This is a genomic window from Streptomyces sp. CB01201 (genome assembly GCF_002803085.1).
GTDB lineage: Bacteria > Actinomycetota > Actinomycetes > Streptomycetales > Streptomycetaceae > Streptomyces > Streptomyces hundungensis.
Map to the genome: position 1 here is coordinate 1 of NZ_NNBJ01000027.1, position 18,017 is coordinate 18,017.

At 74.5% G+C, this 18,017-nt stretch carries 15 protein-coding genes and 1 riboswitch; of the genes, 8 read left to right on the forward strand and 7 right to left on the reverse strand.

Annotated features, from left to right (window positions below):
* The 3 genes from CG740_RS36005 to CG740_RS36015 form a co-directional block, all read left to right on the forward strand.
* Positions 1-1,044: DEAD/DEAH box helicase (locus CG740_RS36005; protein WP_100579534.1), on the forward strand; the 1,044-nt coding region annotated here is incomplete at its 5' end.
* An 89-nt stretch (positions 1,045-1,133) separates the two neighbouring features.
* Entirely contained in the window at positions 1,134-1,442 is a 309-nt protein-coding gene (locus CG740_RS36010; RefSeq protein ID WP_100579535.1) for an SCO5918 family protein, read from the forward strand.
* 202 nt (positions 1,443-1,644) lie between these two features.
* Positions 1,645-1,980 carry a MerR family transcriptional regulator gene (locus CG740_RS36015; protein WP_100579536.1) on the forward strand — a complete coding sequence of 112 codons (336 nt, stop codon included), beginning with the start codon at positions 1,645-1,647 and terminating at the stop codon, positions 1,978-1,980.
* A gap of 48 nt (positions 1,981-2,028) precedes the next feature.
* Here CG740_RS36015 and CG740_RS36020 read toward each other — a convergent pair whose 3' ends face one another.
* From CG740_RS36020 to CG740_RS36040, 5 genes are all read right to left on the reverse strand, one after another.
* Positions 2,029-2,736, reverse strand: coding sequence for a GntR family transcriptional regulator (locus CG740_RS36020; RefSeq protein ID WP_100579537.1), 708 nt, complete (start codon positions 2,734-2,736; stop codon positions 2,029-2,031).
* Between the two features lie 47 nt (positions 2,737-2,783).
* Positions 2,784-4,334 carry an FAD/NAD(P)-dependent oxidoreductase gene (locus CG740_RS36025; protein WP_234376692.1) on the reverse strand — a complete coding sequence of 517 codons (1,551 nt, stop codon included), beginning with the start codon at positions 4,332-4,334 and terminating at the stop codon, positions 2,784-2,786.
* A gap of 147 nt (positions 4,335-4,481) precedes the next feature.
* Positions 4,482-4,844, reverse strand: coding sequence for a (2Fe-2S)-binding protein (locus CG740_RS36030; RefSeq protein ID WP_100579539.1), 363 nt, complete (start codon positions 4,842-4,844; stop codon positions 4,482-4,484).
* Entirely contained in the window at positions 4,841-5,989 is a 1,149-nt protein-coding gene (locus tag CG740_RS36035; protein WP_100579589.1) for an NAD(P)/FAD-dependent oxidoreductase, read from the reverse strand. The genes CG740_RS36030 and CG740_RS36035 overlap by 4 nt, the downstream gene beginning before the upstream one ends.
* A gap of 66 nt (positions 5,990-6,055) precedes the next feature.
* Positions 6,056-7,174, reverse strand: a complete 1,119-nt coding sequence (locus CG740_RS36040; RefSeq protein WP_159030519.1) for a Dyp-type peroxidase — start codon at positions 7,172-7,174, stop codon at positions 6,056-6,058.
* Between the two features lie 34 nt (positions 7,175-7,208).
* Between CG740_RS36040 and CG740_RS36045 the strand changes: the two genes are divergently transcribed.
* Complete coding sequence (locus CG740_RS36045; RefSeq protein ID WP_324901209.1) at positions 7,209-7,892, forward strand: RBBP9/YdeN family alpha/beta hydrolase; 684 nt, start codon at positions 7,209-7,211, stop codon at positions 7,890-7,892.
* 51 nt (positions 7,893-7,943) lie between these two features.
* Here the strand turns inward: CG740_RS36045 and CG740_RS42055 are convergent, their stop codons facing one another.
* Positions 7,944-8,294, reverse strand: a complete 351-nt coding sequence (locus CG740_RS42055; protein ID WP_376216029.1) for a hypothetical protein — start codon at positions 8,292-8,294, stop codon at positions 7,944-7,946.
* Positions 8,295-8,504: 210 nt separating this feature from the next.
* Here CG740_RS42055 and CG740_RS36055 point away from each other — a divergent pair, with 210 nt between their 5' ends.
* Positions 8,505-10,163, forward strand: coding sequence for a sigma-70 family RNA polymerase sigma factor (locus CG740_RS36055; protein ID WP_100579542.1), 1,659 nt, complete (start codon positions 8,505-8,507; stop codon positions 10,161-10,163).
* Positions 10,164-10,241: 78 nt separating this feature from the next.
* Here CG740_RS36055 and cobN read toward each other — a convergent pair whose 3' ends face one another.
* A complete protein-coding gene (cobN, locus tag CG740_RS36060) occupies positions 10,242-13,886 on the reverse strand; it encodes a cobaltochelatase subunit CobN (protein WP_100579543.1) in 3,645 nt (1,214 codons plus the stop codon).
* A 91-nt stretch (positions 13,887-13,977) separates the two neighbouring features.
* A riboswitch (cobalamin riboswitch) is annotated at positions 13,978-14,063 on the reverse strand.
* Between the two features lie 373 nt (positions 14,064-14,436).
* On the opposite strand from cobN, the gene CG740_RS36065 reads away from it, so the two are divergent.
* The 3 genes from CG740_RS36065 (at position 14,437) to CG740_RS36075 (ending at position 17,994) form a co-directional block, all read left to right on the forward strand.
* Positions 14,437-15,783, forward strand: coding sequence for a cobalamin biosynthesis protein CobG (locus CG740_RS36065; protein WP_100579544.1), 1,347 nt, complete (start codon positions 14,437-14,439; stop codon positions 15,781-15,783).
* 67 nt (positions 15,784-15,850) lie between these two features.
* Positions 15,851-16,492, forward strand: a complete 642-nt coding sequence (locus CG740_RS36070; protein ID WP_100579545.1) for a precorrin-8X methylmutase — start codon at positions 15,851-15,853, stop codon at positions 16,490-16,492.
* Positions 16,489-17,994, forward strand: a complete 1,506-nt coding sequence (locus CG740_RS36075) for a precorrin-2 C(20)-methyltransferase (protein WP_100579546.1) — start codon at positions 16,489-16,491, stop codon at positions 17,992-17,994. Before CG740_RS36070 ends, CG740_RS36075 begins: the two co-directional genes overlap by 4 nt.
* The last annotated feature ends 23 nt before the right edge of the window (positions 17,995-18,017 follow it).

The following is an 18,017-nucleotide window of genomic DNA, read 5'->3' on the forward strand; positions in this document are numbered from 1 at the left end:
GCGCTGACCCCGTATGCCCGCGCCCTGCGGCTGCGGCTGGCGACGGTGGTGGGCGGCATGTCGATCGGGCGGCAGGCGGGTGCGCTGCGTTCGGGTGCGGAGGTCGTGGTGGCGACGCCGGGCCGGCTGAAGGATTTGATCGAGCGCCGGGACTGCCGTTTGGACCAGGTCGACATCACGGTCCTGGACGAGGCGGACCAGATGGCCGACATGGGCTTCATGCCGCAGGTCACCGAGCTGCTCGACCAGGTGCGTCCGGGCGGGCAGCGGATGCTGTTCTCGGCGACCCTGGACCGCAATGTGGACCTGCTCGTGCGCCGCTATCTGAGCGACCCGGTCGTGCACTCGGTGGACCCGTCGGCGGGCGCGGTGACCACGATGGAGCACCACGTGCTGCATGTGCAGAGCGCGGACAAGTACGCCACGACCACGGAGATCGCGGCCCGGGACGGGCGGGTGATCATGTTCCTGGACACCAAGCACGCGGTGGACCAGCTCACCAAGCACCTGCTCCAGAGCGGTGTGCGGGCGGCGGCGCTGCACGGCGGGAAGTCGCAGCCCCAGCGCACCCGTACGCTCGCGCAGTTCAAGACCGGTGACGTGTCCGTGCTGGTCGCCACCAATGTGGCGGCGCGCGGTATCCACGTCGACAACCTCGACCTGGTGGTCAACGTCGACCCGCCGACCGACCACAAGGACTATCTGCACCGGGGCGGCCGTACCGCCCGCGCGGGCGAGTCCGGCAGCGTCGTCACCCTCGTCACGCCCAACCAGCGCCGCGAGATGAGCCGCCTGATGGTCAATGCGAGCATCGTCCCGCAGACCACTCAAGTACGGTCCGGCGACGAGGAGTTGAGCCGGATCACCGGCGCCCAGGCACCCTCCGGGATCCCGGTCGTCATCAAGGCGCCGGTCGCCGAGCGCCCCCGCCGCAGCGCCTCCGCCTCCTCCTCGCGCGGCCGTCGCAGCCGCCCGGCCCAGGACCGGCGCGGCGCCCGCCCCGGCCGCGCCGCCGAACCCCGCCCGTCCGGAACGGCCGCCTGAGCCCGCACCCGGCCCTTCACCGGGGCGTGCGCGCCCCGACCGCCGACCGCACACCCGGTCGGTCCACCCCCCAAGCCTTGGAAGGCATCATGCGCTGCGTCATCGCCCGCTTCCCGTTCGATCTCTCCAAGGCCCAAGTGGTGGCCGCGATGAAGGGCATCAAGCCCGAGCCCGTCGAGGGCGACTCCGTCCTCATCGGACGCCGTCACTACCCCGTCAAGCAGGTGGGCGAGGTCATCACCCGGCAGGACCGCCGCGACTTCAGCGCCCAGGAGGTGACCCGGGCCATGACCCGCCTGGGCTTCACCTGCCAGGCCTTGCCCCAGGCCGCGCCCGCCCGCACCCTGACCCCGCTGGAAGCGGCGTCCGAGATGCTCGGCGTGAACGCGCTGGCGTAACCCGGAAGCCGGGCGCACCACCGCACCAGGATCACCACGAGGGCCCCGCCGGGACACCGGCGGGGCCCTCGCCGTGTCCCCGTGTTCGCCGCCCCCGCCGGTCGGCGCGGCACCCGGGGCGGCCCATGGTGTTGAATTTCCCCTCGGGCCCGCGAACCCCGTAGGGCACCGCGGACCCACGACGCGGTGCGAAAGAGGTGACATGACAGCGGACAGCCCGCTCAGTGGTCGACTGGACGACGACGACTACCCCGCCTACACCATGGGCCGGGCCGCCGAGATGATCGGTGCGAGCCCCGCCTTCCTGCGCGCCCTCGGCGAAGCCCGCCTGATCACCCCGTTGCGCTCCGAGGGCGGCCACCGGCGCTACTCCCGCTACCAGCTGCGCATCGCCGCCCGCGCCCGCGAACTCGTCGACCAGGGCACCCCCGTCGAAGCGGCCTGCCGGATCGTGATCCTGGAGGACCAGCTGGAGGAGGCCCAGCGGCTCAACGCGGAGTACCGCGCGGCAGCCGCCAAGGACGCCGGCACCCCCTGACCCGGCGCCCCGTTCCCCGCCCGCCCGCGCGGGCCGAGGCAGGGCGGTTCAGCGGGCCGCGCCCAGGCGGCGCTTGGGCTTGGGGTCGGCCGCCTCGCTCCGCGCCCACAGCGAGCGGACGTGACCGAGGTGGCGGGTCATGCACTTCTCGGCCGCCCTGGCGTCCCCGGCCAGCATGAGGTCGAGCAGCTCGATGTGCTCCTCGGCCGACGGGATCAGCTCGTCGCGCTGGTCCAGCGCGGTCAGACCGTACAGCCGGGACCGCTTGCGCAGATCGCCGACGGTCTCCACCAGGCGCTCGTTGCCCGACAGCGCGAGCAGCGAGAGATGGAAGCGGCGGTCGGCCTCCAGGTAGCCGATGAGGTCGTGCTCGCGGGCCGCGCGCACGATCTCCTCGGCGACCGGCCGCAGCGCCTCCAGGTCGGCGCGGTCCGCGCTGCGGGTGATCCGGCCGATCATCGGGACCTCGATCAGGGCACGGATCTCGGTGTACTGGTCGAGATCGCGCTCATTGACCTCGGTGATCCGAAAGCCCTTGTTGCGGACCGGCTCCACCAGGCCCTCCCGGGCGAGGTCGAGCATGGCCTCGCGCACGGGGGTCGCGGAGATGCCGAACTCCTCGGCGAGGCCGGGCGCCGAATAGACCTGCCCGGGCCGCAGCTCACCGGAGATCAGCGCGGCGCGCAGCGCGTGGGCGACCTGGTCGCGCAGCCGCTCGGTGGTGGTGATGACCTTGCTCTGCTTCAGGTGTCCCATGCTGCTGTTCCTCCGTACCGAGCGGAGACCCAGAGTACAATGTCACGTTACGTTTGCGACCGGCTCGGCTCCTGACCGCATCCGGGCCCCTCGGCGGCCAGCGCGCCGAGCGTGACCGGTACCGCCAACGGGCGCCGCTGCGCCGGGGGTTGACCGTCCCCGGCGAGGCAGGACACCGCCGCCCCGCACATCCGCCCCTGGCACCAGCCCATGCCGGCCCGCGTGAACAGCTTGACGGTACGGGCGTCGCGGGCACCCTCGTCGGTGACCGCCGCGCGGATCCGGCCCGCCGTGACCTCCTCGCAGCGGCACACCTCGGTGTCGTCGGAGAGCCAGTCGGTCCAGCCCGGCCCCGGAGCGTGCGCGGCGGCCATGGCTTCGGCGAAGGCACGCAGCCGGGCACGGCGGGACAGCAACTGCCCTACCCGCGCGGGGCGTCCAGGGTCCAGGCCGGAGGGCCGCCGCGGGTCCGGTCCGGCGTACGGTCCAGGCTTCGTGAGCCGCGCGGCAATGGCCAGTGCTGCCAACTCACCCTCCGCACAGGCGAGTTGTGCGCCCGCCACGCCCCCGACCTCGCCCGCGGCCCAGATCCCCCGCACCGAGGTCTCCTGTGTCGAACTCAGCCGCAGCGCCAGCGTGTTGTCGGCGGTCGAGCGGGTGGCACAGCCGAGCGTGGTGGCGAGTTCGATCCCGGGTACGAGCCCGTGGCCGACGGCGAGGGCGTCACAGGCGATCCGGCGCCCGGACCCGGGCACGGGACGCCACCGGGCGTCGAGCCGGGACACGGTGACCGCCTCGACGCGCTCGGAGCCGTACGCCTCGGTCACCGCGCTGCGGGTACGCAGCGGGATCCGGTGCCGGAGCAGGGCCGCGCCATGGGTCAGGCCCTCGGCGAGCTTGCGGGGGTTGGCGGCGAGCGCTCGGGGGTGACGGGCGTAGCCGAGATAGCCGGACGCCTCGATCACGGCCGGAACCTCGACGCCTGCCGAGGCGAGCGAGGAGGCCACGGCGAGGAGCAGCGGGCCGCTCCCGGCGACGACCACCCGCTTCCCGGGCCGCACGAGCCCGCCCTTGAGCATGGCCTGCGCGCCACCGGCCCCCACGACGCCCGGCAAAGTCCAGCCAGGAAAGGGCAGTTGCCGCTCATACGCCCCGGTGGCGAGCAACACGGCCCGCGCCCGAACCCGCACGGCCCGCCGCCCCTCACCTCCACCCTCCCCGCCCTCTCCTCCGTCCTCCCCGACGACGGCATGCACGACCCATTCGCCGTCCCCGCGCCGGCCCCCGGGCCGCTCCCCGGGCCCGCCCCTGCCCCCGTCCCCGTCCCGCTCCACGGCCCACACATGGTGCCGGCCAAGATGCTCGACCCGCCCGGCCGCGAGCCGCCCGCGCAACGCGACGAACGCGTCCCAGTCGTGATGCAGCGCCTGGGGCCGAGTGGCCCCGAGCGCGGCAGCGGGCTGCCGGTAGAACTGGCCCCCGATGCGCTCGGCCATGTCCAACAGCGCTACCCGGAGCCCGAGTTGCCCCGCGGCCCCGGCACCGGCCAGCCCGGCGGGCCCGGCCCCCACCACCACGAGGTCATACGACTCCGTCACCACGCACCCCCGACTCCACTGCAAGCACGCCCTGTTGAGGGTGCGGGTCGCCGGCATGGGCGACCCGGCCGCGCGAGCACCACGAACCACGAACGACCGCACCCGGGGACGGCGGGGCAGACCCCGCCCCCCGTACCCGCCCCCTGCTCAGACCGCGAGCTCCCCACGGCCCTCCCCCTCCTGCGTTCCGATCGCGTCCCCGGGCCGTACCCCCACGAGGCACGCCCTCCGATTGGCCACGCCGTTGACCGTGACCAGACAGTCGAAGCACTGCCCGATCCCGCAGAACACCCCCCGCGGCTTCCCGCCCGCGCGGGTCGTCCGCCAGGCCAGGATTCCCGCGGCCCACAACGCGGCCGCGACGGTCTGCCCGGGGAGCGCCGGCAGGGCACGCCCGTCCACCGTGATCTCGAACGCGGGCCCCGGCCGGGCCCCGGCCAGCTCACCGGGGGTGCGGGCCGCACCGTCCACCCGGGCCTCCCTCCCCGACCACCGCTGCCGTCGGCTCATGCCCCACCTCCCGCCTCGAACCGCGCCGGATCGAACGGGCTGATGTCCAGGGGTGGTTGGCCCCCGACCAGGCACTCCGCGATGATCCGCCCCGTCACCGGGGCGAGCCCGATCCCCGCGCCCTCGTGCCCGCAGGCGTGCAGCAGCCCCGGCACCCGCGGATCCGCCCCGATCGCCGGCAGGTGGTCCGGCAGATAGGGCCGGAACCCCGCGTACGTACGGATCACCCGCACGCCCGCGAGTACGGGGAACAGCGCGGTCGCCCCGGCCGCGAGTCGCCGAAGGGCCGGCACCGAGAGCGTGCGGTCGAACCCCACCCGCTCGCGGCTCGCGCCGATCAGGACCGGCCCCGCGGGCGTCCCCTCGACCACCGGCGAGGTCTGGAGCGCGGCGGAGTCGCTGGCCACGTCCGCGACGTAGTCCGCCGCGTACACCTTGTGCCGCACCACGCGCGGCAGCGGCTCCGTGACCAGGACGAAGCCGCGACGGGGCAGCACCGGCAGCAACACCCCCGCCAGCCGGGCCAGTTCGCCGCCCCAGGTGCCGGCGGCGTTGACGACGTACGGCGCGTGCAGCACCCCGGACGCGGTCCGCACACCGCGTACCGCGCCGCCCGGACCGGTGAGCAGCCCCGTCACCTCCTGCCCTGGCCGGAGTTCCGCACCCGACGCGCGCAGCAGCCGCGCCGCAGCGAGGGCGGGCATGACCTGGGCGTCCTGCGGATAGTGGACGCCTCCCGCGAGGCCGGGCGCCAAGTGCGGCTCCAGGTGGGGCAGCCGGTCGGCCGGCACCTCGCGGACGGTCACGCCCGCCTTCTCCTGGGCCGCGGCGAAGGTGCGCAGCGCGGTCAGGGCCGCCTCGTCGGAGGCGACGACGAGCCCGCCCTTGGGCTCGTACTCGACGCCGCGCGGGAGCTGTTCCGCGAGCTCTCGCCACAACTCGGCCGACTGGAGGGCCAGTTCGAGTTCGGGTCCGGGGGCCTTGTCCGAGACGAGGAGGTTGCCTTCGCCGGAGCCGGTGGTGCCGCCGGCGACGGGGCCGCGGTCGAGGACGGTCACCTTCAGGCCGGCGCGGGCCGCGTAGTGGGCGCAGGCGGCACCCACGATGCCGGCGCCCACGACGATGACGTCCGGGGTGCTTGTCATGACCACCCCGGTAATATTTCACATGGCACCGCACCTGCCAAGGCGCTGCCGCTCGGCGGCTCGGGGTCACAGCACCGTGCTCCCCAGAGCCCGCCCGCTGCCCCCCACCCCCGGCAGCACATAGAAGAGGGCCGAACCGTACTGCTCCGCATAGGAGTTGAGCGCATCGGACGCGGCCAGCCGGGCCCCCACCCGTACGAACAGCGAGGGATCTCGCATGTACGCGAGGAAGAGCATGCCCCGGTCCCCAGGACTGTTCTCGTAGGAGTAGCTCCGCCGGAACATCCGCGCACCCCCGTCGGGGCCTGGGCCGGCGAGCCGGACATGGGCGTCCAGAGGCAGGACGTAACTCCCCTCCGGGGTACGGGCGTTCAGGTCGGAGGACAGCACCTCCCCGCCCTTCTTGCGGCACCCGAGGATCTGCTCCTGCCGGGCGACCGGCAGGCGCCCGAACTCCTCCACCCTCAGCCGGATCCGCCGCACCACGAGGAACGTACCGTCCGCATAACGCCCCCCGGGCGGCAGCCACACCCAGCGCTCGCTCTCCGCAGCCGTGGGGTTGGCCGTGCCGTTCTTGAAGCCGAGCAGGTCACGCGGGGCCTCGCCCGCCCGCGCGGGCGCGAGGAGTTCGGAGCGCGGGCCGGAGCGCTCGGCGGGCAGGAAACCCGCCTGGCGCCAGCGCGGCCGCAGCACCCCCGCGCCCGCGCCCGCGAGCAGCCCGGCCAGACGCTCGCACCCCTGCGGATCCCGCGCGCAGATCTGCACCCCGATCTCGCCGCCCCCCGCCCCCACGTCCAGGTGCTCCCCGGCGAAGGCGGGCAGCTCCCGCAGGCCCTCGGGCCCCCCGACGCCGAGGCGTGGCGGCAGGGCGGGGCCGATGCCCACGGTCGCGGTGGGTCCGGGCGCCATCCCGGCCAACAGTTCGCTCCACCGCGCGAGCAACCGCCGGACCGCGTCGCGTCCGGGGGCGCCCCGGGTGCCGGGCGTGAGGTCGTAGGAGACGAAGAGCGTGTGCGGCTGCTGGGGCTCGATCACCCCGGCCTGCCGGACGGGCCCGGCGGGGGGCGCGTGGACGGGCCGCCGGTCCCGCTCGCGCCGGGGCGCCGCGGCCTCGCACCCGCTCAGCGCGAAGGCCGTCGGAAGCGTGGCGAGAAGCGCGCGGCGCCGGAGCCCGAGGTCACTCAAGTCATCGTACAAAACAGTACATTTCGTGAGAGAAGTGCTCGGTACGATACACCTGCGGCACCCCGGGTACGGGGACTTCCGTAAGAGGCAAGCGACCAGCGCGGGGGAAGCCATGTCCGGCTACGTGATCATTCCCGGTATCGACGGGTCCGACGAGCACCACTGGCAGAGCGAGTGGGAGCGGCAGTGGGGTCCGTCGGCGGTGCGCACGGCGCCGGACTCGTGGTCCGAGCCGGATCTGGAGGACTGGGTCGCGGCGGTCGGGACGGCCGTCGACGAGGCAGCCCGGCAGCACGACCACGTCGTCCTCGTGGCCCACAGCCTGGGCTGCTGGGCCGCGGCCACCTGGCTGGGCCGGAGCCCCTCACCCGCGGCCACGGCCGCGTTCCTGGTGGCCCCGCCCGACCCGCTGTCCCCGGCGTTCCCGAGCGGGTCCGCACCGACCTTCACCGAGCTGTCGGCGCGCCCGCTCCCCATCCCCGCCCTGGTGGTGGCCGGCACGAACGACCCCTACTGCGCCCCCGAGACCTCCGCCGCATTCGCCGCGCAGTGGGGCGCCCACCACCATCTGGCCGGCCCGGTCGGACACATCAACTCCGGCAGCCTGCTCGGCAGTTGGGAGGAGGGCCGGGACCTTCTGGACTCGCTTCTCCCCACCTCCGCCCCCGCCCCCGACCTCACGCCCACCCCGGCCCCCGCCCCCGGCACGTCCGCCTGAGCCGCGACTGCCCCCGGCCGCTCCTGCCCCGGCCTCTCCTGCTCCCAGTCGCTACTGCTCCCCCAGCGGATTGACCGGCGTCGGCGGCGCGTCCGGGTCGTCCTCGGCGCGCGGGAGCGGCCGGTGCCCCTCCGACCAGTGGTTGGACCAGCCGCACACCCCGCACGAGTACCGCCCGTCGAGCCCGGCCAGCTCCGTGCCGCACCGCTTGCACTGGGTGTACGTGATGTCCGGCGTCGGCGGCGGCATCGGCGTCGGCCTGGGCAGCACCCCCGGCACGGCCTCCGCCAACGGCCCCGGCACGGCCCCCGGCACCGGCACGGCCGCACGCGACCGCTCCGGCTCGGGCGACCGCTCCGGCTGGGAAGCCCGTTCCGGCTCGGCCGCGGGGATGTCACTCATGCGTCGGAGCGTACGCCCGCGCGGGAGTGACACGGCTCACGTACGCCTGCCGCACGCCCCGTGGGCCACCGCCGACCGGCAGGTCGCGCCCGGTATTCGGGTGGGGGCGGTCGATATCTGTCATCCGATTTCTGTTATCCGCCCACCGTCGCCCTGTTCTCCTCTCCGTCGGGTCAGTTAGGTTCGGTGCTCCGGGAGAGTGGACGAGGCGTGATCAGTGAACAGATAGCCGCGGTGGTCGTCGCGGCCCGGGACGGGGATCAGCGGGCGCGCGACGAGCTCGTCGCCGGGTATCTGCCGCTCGTGTACAACATCGTCGGGCGCGCGCTGGGCGGGCACGCCGACGTCGACGACGTCGTGCAGGAGAGCCTGCTGCGGATGCTCGACGGGCTCGGCTCGCTGCGCGAACCCGCGGCCTTCCGGTCCTGGCTGGTCGCCGTCACCATGAACGAGATCCGCCGGTACTGGCAGGGCCACCGCCGTACCCCCGTCGACGCCGGGCTCCAGGACGCCCACGACCTCGCCGACCCCGGCGCCGACTTCGTCGACCTCACCATCGTGCGGCTCGGCCTTTCCGGGCAGCGCAAGGAGGTCACCGAGGCCACCCGCTGGCTGGAGCCGGACGACCGGGCGCTGCTCTCGCTGTGGTGGCTGGAGGCGGCGGGCGTCCTCACCCGGGGCGAGGTCGCCACGGCGCTCGACCTGAGCGCCGAGCACGCCGCCGTGCGCGTCCAGCGCATGAAGGGCCAGCTGGAGACCGCCCGGGTCGTGGTGCGGGCGCTGGCCGGGATCGGGCGCTGTGGTGAGCTGTACGGGCTCGCCCTGTCCTGGGACGGCGTGCCCTCGGCGCTGTGGCGCAAGCGCATAGCCCGGCACGCCCGGACCTGCGCGGTCTGCTCCGGGCACTGGAGCGGGCTGATACCCGCCGAGGGACTGCTCGTGGGGCTCGCCCTGGTTCCGGTGGGCGCGGCCACCGCCGGTCTGCTCGCCGTCCTGGGCGGCCGGGCGCCCGCCCTGGAGACCGTCGCCCACGCGACGACCGCCGCCACCCGGGCCGCCCCGCGCGCCCCCCATGGCGCCCATGCCGCAGGGCGGCGGCGGGCCCCCACCTCCCGGCGCGACCGGCGCGATCAGCGGGCCCGCCGACGGCGCCGGGCCGCCGCCGTCATCGCGGGGCTCGCCGCCGTCGCCGCCCTGGGCGGGGCCTACCGGTTCGTCAGCACCCCGGGCCAGGACACCGCCGGTTCGGTCGCGGACGCACCCCTCACCACCACCGACGCCGCCAGCGCCGACGGGATCGGCACCGGGCCGCTGCCGCCGAGCCCTTCCGCCTCCAACTCCCCTACGAAGGCGAGCAGTTCGCCTTCGCCGAGCACCCCGGTCAAGCACTCCTCTCCCCCTGCCGCCAAGCCGTCCGCGCACCCCGTGCCGCCCAGGCCCGTGCCCAGCACGAAGCGGGCGACGGCCGACGCGGACCACGGCACCCCGGCGGCCGTGCAGCAGGTGCTCGATCTCGTCAACTCCGAGCGTGGCAAGGCGGGTTGTTCGGCGCTCACCAGTAACCCGAAGCTGTACGACGCCGCCCTCAAGCACTCCGAGAACATGGCCGCGCAGAACTTCTTCGACCACACCGACCCGAGCGGCGCGGGCCCCGGCGAGCGGATCACGGCCGCCGGGTACCAGTGGAGTGCGTACGGCGAGAACATCGCGCGGGGCCAGGCGGACGCGGCCGCCGTCATGGACTCCTGGATGAACAGTCCGGGCCATCGCGCCAACATCTTGAACTGCGGGTTCAAGGAGATCGGCATCGGTGTGCACTACGGGTCCGGCGGGCCGTGGTGGACGCAGGACTTCGGCGCCCGCGGCTGACACCGCCGGCGTACGGGGGCGGGCCCGGTCTTCACGACCGGGCCCGCCCCTCTGCGTACGTACGCCGTTCCTGCCCGCTCAGTCCTGGTCCTCCAGGTCGCCCTCGGTCTCCAGGTACACCTGCCGCAGCGCTTCGAGCACGGCCGGGTCGGGCTTGGCCCACATGCCGCGGGACTCGGCCTCCAGGAGGCGTTCGGCGATGCCGTGCAGGGCCCAGGGGTTGGCGTTCTGGAGGAACTCGCGGTTGGCCGGGTCCAGGACGTACGTCTCGGTCAACTTGTCGTACATCCAGTCGGCGACCACGCCGGTCGTGGCGTCGTAGCCGAACAAGTAGTCCACGGTGGCTGCGAGTTCGAAGGCGCCCTTGTAGCCGTGGCGGCGCATCGCCTCGATCCACTTGGGGTTGACCACGCGGGCCCGGAAGACCCGGCTGGTCTCCTCGACCAGGGTGCGGGTCTTGACCGTCTCGGGGCGCGTCGAGTCGCCGATGTAGGCCTCGGGGGCGGTGCCGCGCAGGGCGCGGACGGTGGCCACCATGCCGCCGTGGTACTGGAAGTAGTCGTCCGAGTCGGCGATGTCGTGCTCGCGGGTGTCGGTGTTCTTGGCGGCGACCGCGATCCGCTTGTACGCCGTCTCCATCTCGTCCCGGGCCGGGCGCCCGTCGAGTTCGCGGCCGTAGGCGTAGCCGCCCCAGACCGTGTAGACCTCGGCGAGGTCGGCGTCGGTGCGCCAGTCGCGGGAGTCGATGAGCTGGAGCAGGCCGGCGCCGTAGGTGCCGGGGCGGGAGCCGAAGATGCGGGTGGTGGCCCGGCGTTCGTCGCCGTGCTCGGCGAGGTCGGCCTGGGTGTGGGCGCGTACGTAGTTGTGCTCGGCGGGCTCCTCCAGGGACGCGGCGAGGCGTACGGCGTCGTCGAGCAGGCCGATGGTGTGCGGGAAGGCGTCGCGGAAGAAGCCCGAGATGCGCAGGGTGACGTCGATGCGGGGGCGGCCGAGTTCGTCGAGCGGGATGGGCTCAAGGCCGGTGACCCGGCGCGAGGCGTCGTCCCAGACGGGGCGCACGCCGAGCAGCGCCATGGCCTCGGCCACGTCGTCGCCGGCCGTGCGCATCGCGCTGGTGCCCCACAGGGAGAGCCCGACCGAGGTCGGCCAGTCGCCGTTGTCGGTGCGGTAGCGGTTGGCCAGGGATTCGGCGAGGGCCTGGCCGGTCTCCCAGGCGAGCCGGGAGGGGACGGCCTTGGGGTCGACGGAGTAGAAGTTGCGGCCGGTTGGCAGGACGTTGACCAGGCCGCGCAGGGGTGAGCCCGAGGGCCCGGCCGGGACGAAGCCGCCGCTCAACGCGTGCACGGTGTGGTCGAGTTCGGCGGTGGTCGCGGCCAGGCGCGGCACGACCTCGCGGGCGGCGAACTCCAGGATGGCGCGCACCTGTTGGGGCTGGTCGGCGGGGATCGCGGCGAGGTCCCAGTCGGCGTCGTCCATCAACTGGACGAGGGCGCGGGCCTGTTCCTCGGCCTCGTCGGCGCTGGTGCGGGTGGCGGCGGACTCGTCGAGGCCGAGGGCTTCGCGCAGGCCGGGCAGGGCGGTGGTGCCGCCCCAGATCTGGCGAGCGCGCAGGATGGCGAGGACGAGGTTGACGCGGTCGGCGCCGGCCGGGGCGTTGCCGAGGACGTGCAGTCCGTCGCGGATCTGGACGTCCTTGATCTCGCAGAGCCAGCCGTCGAGATGCATGATGAACTCGTCGAAGCCCTCGTCCTCGGGGCGGTCTTCGAGCCCGAGGTCGTGGTCGAGCTTCGCGGCCTGGATCAGCGTCCAGATCTGGGCGCGGATCGCGGGGAGTTTGGCCGGGTCCATGGACGCGATCTGGGCGTGCTCGTCGAGGAGTTGCTCCAGGCGCGCGATGTCTCCGTAGGAGTCGGCGCGGGCCATCGGCGGCACCAGGTGGTCGATGAGCGTGGCGTGCACGCGGCGCTTGGCCTGGGTGCCCTCGCCCGGGTCGTTGACCAGGAAGGGGTAGACCAGCGGCAGGTCGCCGAGGGCCGCGTCGGGGCCGCAGGCGGCGGACAGGCCGGCGTTCTTGCCGGGCAGCCACTCCAGGTTGCCGTGCTTGCCGAGGTGGATCATGGCGTCGGCGCCGAAGCCGCCGTCGGCGGCGCTCGCCGCGATCCAGCGGTAGGCGGCCAAGTAGTGGTGCGAGGGCGGCAGATCGGGGTCGTGGTAGATCGCGATCGGGTTCTCGCCGAAGCCGCGCGGCGGCTGGATGAGGATCAGCAGGTTGTCGCGGCGCAGGGCGGCGAGGACGATGTCGCCCTCGGGGTCGCCTCCGTGGCCCACGCGGCTGCGGTCCAGGAACATCTCGCCGGGCGGCGGGCCCCAGTGCTGCTCGACGCCGGTGCGCAGCTCTTCGGGGAGCGTGGCGTACCAGCGCTTGTAGTCGGCGGCGGGGATGCGGACCGGGTTGGCGGCCAGCTGTTCCTCGGTGAGCCAGTCCTGGTCGTGGCCGCCGGCGTCGATCAGGGCGCGGATGAGTTCGTCGCCGTCGCCGGAGACCAGGCCCGGGATCTCCTCCTCGGGCCCGAAGTCGTATCCCTCGGCGCGCAGTCGGCGCAGGAGTGCGACGGCGCTCGCGGGGGTGTCGAGGCCGACCGCGTTGCCGATGCGGGAGTGCTTGGTCGGGTAGGCGGACAGGACGAGCGCTATGCGCTTGTCGGCGGCCGGGATGTGCTTGAGGCGGGCGTGGCGCACCGCGATACCGGCGGCGCGGGCGGAGCGCTCGGCGTCGGCGACGTAGGCCGGGAGCCCGTCCTCGTCGATCTCCTTGAAGGAGAACGGCACGGTGATCAGGCGGCCGTCGAACTCGGGGACGGCGATCTGGCTCGCCGCGTCCAGCGGGGAGACGCCCTCGTCGTTCTCCTCCCAGGCGCTGCGCGAGCCGGTGAGGCAGAGCGCCTGGAGGATCGGTACGTCCAGGCCGCTGAGCGCGCCCGCGTCCCAGGATTCGTCGTCGCCGCCCGCGGACGCGGTGGCCGGCTTGGTGCCGCCGGCCGCGAGGACGGTGGTCACGATGGCGTCGGCGGCGCGCAGTTCGTCGATGAGCGCGGGCTCGGGGTCGCGCAGCGAGGACACGTACAGCGGGAGCGGGCGGCCCCCGGCGTCCTCGATGGCGCCGCACAGGGTGTCCACGAAGGCGGTGTTGCCGCTCATGTGGTGGGCGCGGTAGTAGAGCACCGCGACGACGGGTCCCTCGACCGGGCGGGCGGTGCGCTCCAGCGGGCCCCAGGAGGGGGCGGGCGCGGGCGGCTCGAAGCCGTGGCCGGTGAGCAGCACGGTGTCGGACAGGAACCGGGCGAGCTGGTCGAGGTTGGCGGGGCCGCCGTGCGCGAGGTAGGCGTGCGCTTCGGCGGCTATGCCGACCGGCACGGTGGAGGCGGCCATCAGCTGGGCGTCGGGGGCCTGTTCGCCGGTGAGGACGACGACGGGCAGACCGCTCGCGGTGAGCTGGTCCAGGCCGTCCTGCCAGGCGCGTACGCCGCCGAGCAGTCGTACGACGACGAGTCCGACGCCGTCGATGAGCTGGGGCAGCGTGTCGAGCGCGAGCCGGGACGGGTTGGCGAACCGGTACGGGACCGGGCCGTTCGCCGCGCGGGCGGAGAGCAGGTCGGTGTCGGACGTCGACAGGAGCAGGATGGGGCGGGGGTCCTCTGCGGGCTCCCCGGACGTGTGCAGCATGCGGCGTCAGGCCTTCCTCGGGGTGTCCGCGCCCCGGGTGGTGTCGGAATGGGTCCCCCGGGCCCGGGAGTCTTCCCCGGCCTGGGGGGGGGAGTTCCTGACTCACCCGGGCTCCGAGCTGGCCTCGGTCCGGGCTCACAGTGGCGGGACCGCGCCGGATTCCCACCGGGCTTCCTCCCCTGCCGCCGTCGCCGGCGCCGCCTGCATAGTAGCGACCCGGGTTGCCTGCGCTTTTGGGCGCGGGGTGGTTGCGGGGGTGGGTGGGCTGGGGCTTTGCCCCGGGCCCCGGGGTTTCGGCCCCTCCCCGCCCCTTGCCGCAACCCTCCGGGGGTGGAAGTGGGGGTGGGTGGGCTTCCGGGGCTTCGCCCCCGGCCCCCTGGTTCGGCTGCGGACCGTGGTCGCTTTTCGCACAGTTCCTCGCGCCCCTGACGGCTCGGTGCCGGCCGCACGGGCATCCTTCGGTCTGAGGGCGGAGCCCCCCGCAGGTGTCCGGGCAAAGCCCCCCCTCAGGGGAGCCGCACCCGAAACCTCCCCGCACGGCCACCTGGGTATGCTCGCCGCCATGCCGCCCCCCTCCACAACACCCCCCAACCAGGGCGAACCCCCCATAGGGGGCACCCCGGGCAACGTCGCGCCCAGCCCGGTCGTACGGGACCGGGGCGACGCCTGCCCCGGCGCCCTGCGGCTGCACACCGCCGACGACGGCAGGCTGGCCCGACTCCGTCTGCCCGGGGGCATCTTGACGAACCGTCAGGTCGAGGCGCTGGCCGTCGCGGCCGAGCGGTACGGGGACGGCCACCTCGGCATCACATCGCGCGGCAACGCCGAGCTCCGCGGCATCGGCGACCACTGCGGCAACGGACTCGCCGAACTCCTGCGCCACACCGCCCTGTTGCCCTCCGAGCGGCATGAGCGCATACGCAACATCGTGGCCTCCCCGCTGGCCGGCCTGGACGGCCATGGCCACGGCAGCCTGCACCCCTGGCTGCGCGAGCTGGACGCGCTGCTGTGCGCCCAGGACTGGACCACCGCCCTGTCGGGCCGCTTCCTGTTCGCCCTGGACGACGGCCGCGGCGACGTCACCGGCCTCGGCGGCGATGTGACCTTGGTCGCACAGGGGGACGGCGTGGCGCTCGTGCGGACCGGAGCGGCGGCCCCCCTGCGCGTGGCCGCCGCCGACGCCCCCCGCGCCGCCCTCGCCGCCGCCCGCGCCTTCCTCGCCGCCGCGGACGCCGCCGGCGCCGGCGCCTGGCGGGTGCGCGAGCTGCCCCCGGGCCATGAGGTGGACCTCGCCGCCGCCCTGGCCCACGCGGGCATCCCGGCCGAGCCCGCCCCCGTACGACCCGTACTGCGGACACCCCCCGCGCCCGCCCCGCGGCCCGGCATCGCGGCCGGCCCCGACGGAACGTACGCCGTACTCGCGGCCCCCGTGCTCGGCCGGGTGACCAGCACCCAGCTGCGGGCGCTCGCCGGCCCCGGCGGCGAGATCAGGATCACACCCTGGCGCGGATTCGTCGTCCCCGGCTTCGACGAGCGCGGGGCCCGGCGGCGGCTGGGGGAACTCGGTGACGCCGGGTTCATCACCGAGCCCGGCTCCCCGTGGAGCGGGGTCGGGGCGTGCACCGGGCGGCCCGGCTGCGCCAAGGCGCTGGCCGACGTCCGCCGGGACGCCCTGCCGGGCACGGGCGGGCTCCCGGCCGCGGACGCCCTGCCGGTCTACTGGTCCGGGTGCGAACGCCGCTGCGGGCATCCGCACGGCGACTGGGTGGACGTGACCGCGACCGCCGGCGGCCGCTACACGGTGACGGCACGGAGCGGCACGGAGGAGCGACAACTGCCCTATAGGGAGGGCGAGTTGGCGGACACCATCGCCCGGGCCCGAGGGGGCCGACGATGAAGGCCGCACCAGCCGGCACACATGCGGAAGCGACAACGGGCACGCCGGCGACGGGGACCACGACGAGATGAGCGAGAGCACAGTGTTCGACTACGAGAAGGACGGCGCGGAGATATACCGCCAGTCCTTTGCCACGATCCGCGCCGAGGCCGACCTCGGCGGGCTGCCCGCCGACGTCAGCCAGGTCGCGGTCCGCATGATCCACGCCTGTGGCATGACGGACCTGACGCGCGACCTCGGCTGGACGCCCGGCGTCGTGGCCCGGGCCCGCGAGGCGCTGCGCGCGGGCGCGCCGATCCTGTGCGACGCGCGGATGGTGGCCAGCGGGGTGACCCGCAAGCGGCTGCCCGCCGACAACGAGGTGCTGTGCACCCTCAACGACCCGTCGGTGCCCGACCTCGCCGCGAAGCTCGGCACCACGCGCAGCGCCGCCGCCCTGGAGCTGTGGCGCGACCGGCTCGACGGCGCGGTCGTGGCCGTAGGCAACGCGCCCACCGCCCTGTTCCGGCTGCTCGAAATGATCGAGGAGGGCGCGCCGCGTCCGGCGGCCGTCATCGGCGTGCCGGTCGGCTTCATCGGCGCGGCCGAGTCCAAGGACGCGCTCGCCGCGCACCCCTCGGGCCTGGAACACCTGGTGGTACGGGGCCGGCGCGGCGGCAGCGCGATCGCCGCGGCCGCCCTCAACGCGATCGCGAGCGAGGCGGAATGAGCGAGAACAGCAGCACGGCAGGCCGTCTCTACGGGGTCGGCCTCGGGCCCGGCGACCCGTCCCTGATGACGGTGCGCGCGGTGGAGGCCATCGCCGGGGCGGACGTGGTGGCGTACCACTCGGCTCGGCACGGCCGGTCCATAGCGCGCTCGATCGCGGCGAAGCACATCCGTGCCGACCACATCGAGGAGAAGCTGGTCTATCCGCTCACCGTGGAGACCACCGACCATCCCGGCGGCTACCGGGGCGCCCTGAACGACTTCTACGAGGAGGCCTCGGCGCGCCTGGCCGAGCACCTCGACGCGGGCCGCACGGTCGCCGTGCTCGCCGAGGGCGACCCGCTGTTCTACGGCTCGTACCAGCACATGCACAAGCGGCTCGCACACCGCTACCCGACCGAGGTGATCCCCGGTGTGACCTCGGTCAGCGCCGCCGCCGCCCGGCTCGGGGAGCCGCTGGTGGAGGCCGAGGAGGTGCTCACGATCCTGCCCGGCACCCTGCCGGAGGAGGAGCTCACCGCCCGCCTGGCCGCCACCGACTCGGCGGTGGTGATGAAGCTGGGCCGCACCTTCACCAAGGTCCGCCGGGCACTGGAGCGTTCGGGGCGCCTGGACGAGGCGCGGTACGTGGAGCGCGCCACCATGGCGGGCGAGCGCACCGGCCGACTGGCCGACATCGAGGCCGAGTCGGTGCCGTACTTCTCCGTCGCGGTGCTGCCGAGCCGTATCGACGCCACGCCCCCCGCGCGCGAGCGCGGCGAGGTCACGGTCGTCGGCACCGGTCCGGCCGGCCCGCTGTGGCTGACCCCCGAGTCGCGCGGCGCGCTCGCCGCCGCCGACGACATCGTCGGCTACACCACCTACGTGGACCGGGTGCCGGAGCGCCCCGGACAGCTGCGGCACGGCTCGGACAACAAGGTGGAGTCCGAGCGCGCCGAGTTCGCCCTCCAACTGGCCATGCGCGGCAGGCGGGTTGCCGTGGTGTCGGGCGGCGACCCGGGCATCTTCGCGATGGCCACCGCCGTGCTCGAAGTCGCCTCGCAGCCCGAGTACGCGGAGGTGCCCGTGCGGGTCCTGCCGGGGGTGACCGCGGCGAACGCGGCCGCCGCCCGCGCGGGTGCCCCGCTCGGCCACGACTACGCGACGATCTCGCTCTCCGACCGGCTCAAGCCGTGGGACGTCATCGCGGAGCGCCTGGACGCGGCGGCCTCCGCCGATCTGGTGCTCGCCCTCTACAACCCCGGTTCCGCGAGTCGCACTTGGCAGGTCGCCAAGGCCCGCGAGCTGCTCCTGGAGCACCGCTCGCCGGGCACCCCGGTCGTGGTCGCCCGGGACGTGGGCGGCCCCACCGAGCGGGTCCGCATCGTGCGCCTGGCCGATCTGGATCCGGCCGAGGTCGACATGCGCACGATCCTGCTGGTCGGCTCGTCGCAGACCCGTACGGTCCGGCGCGGCGACGGCGAGGAGATCGTCTGGACCCCGCGCCGCTACCCGGAGGGCTGAGCCCGCCGCCCGGCGGGCCGCGC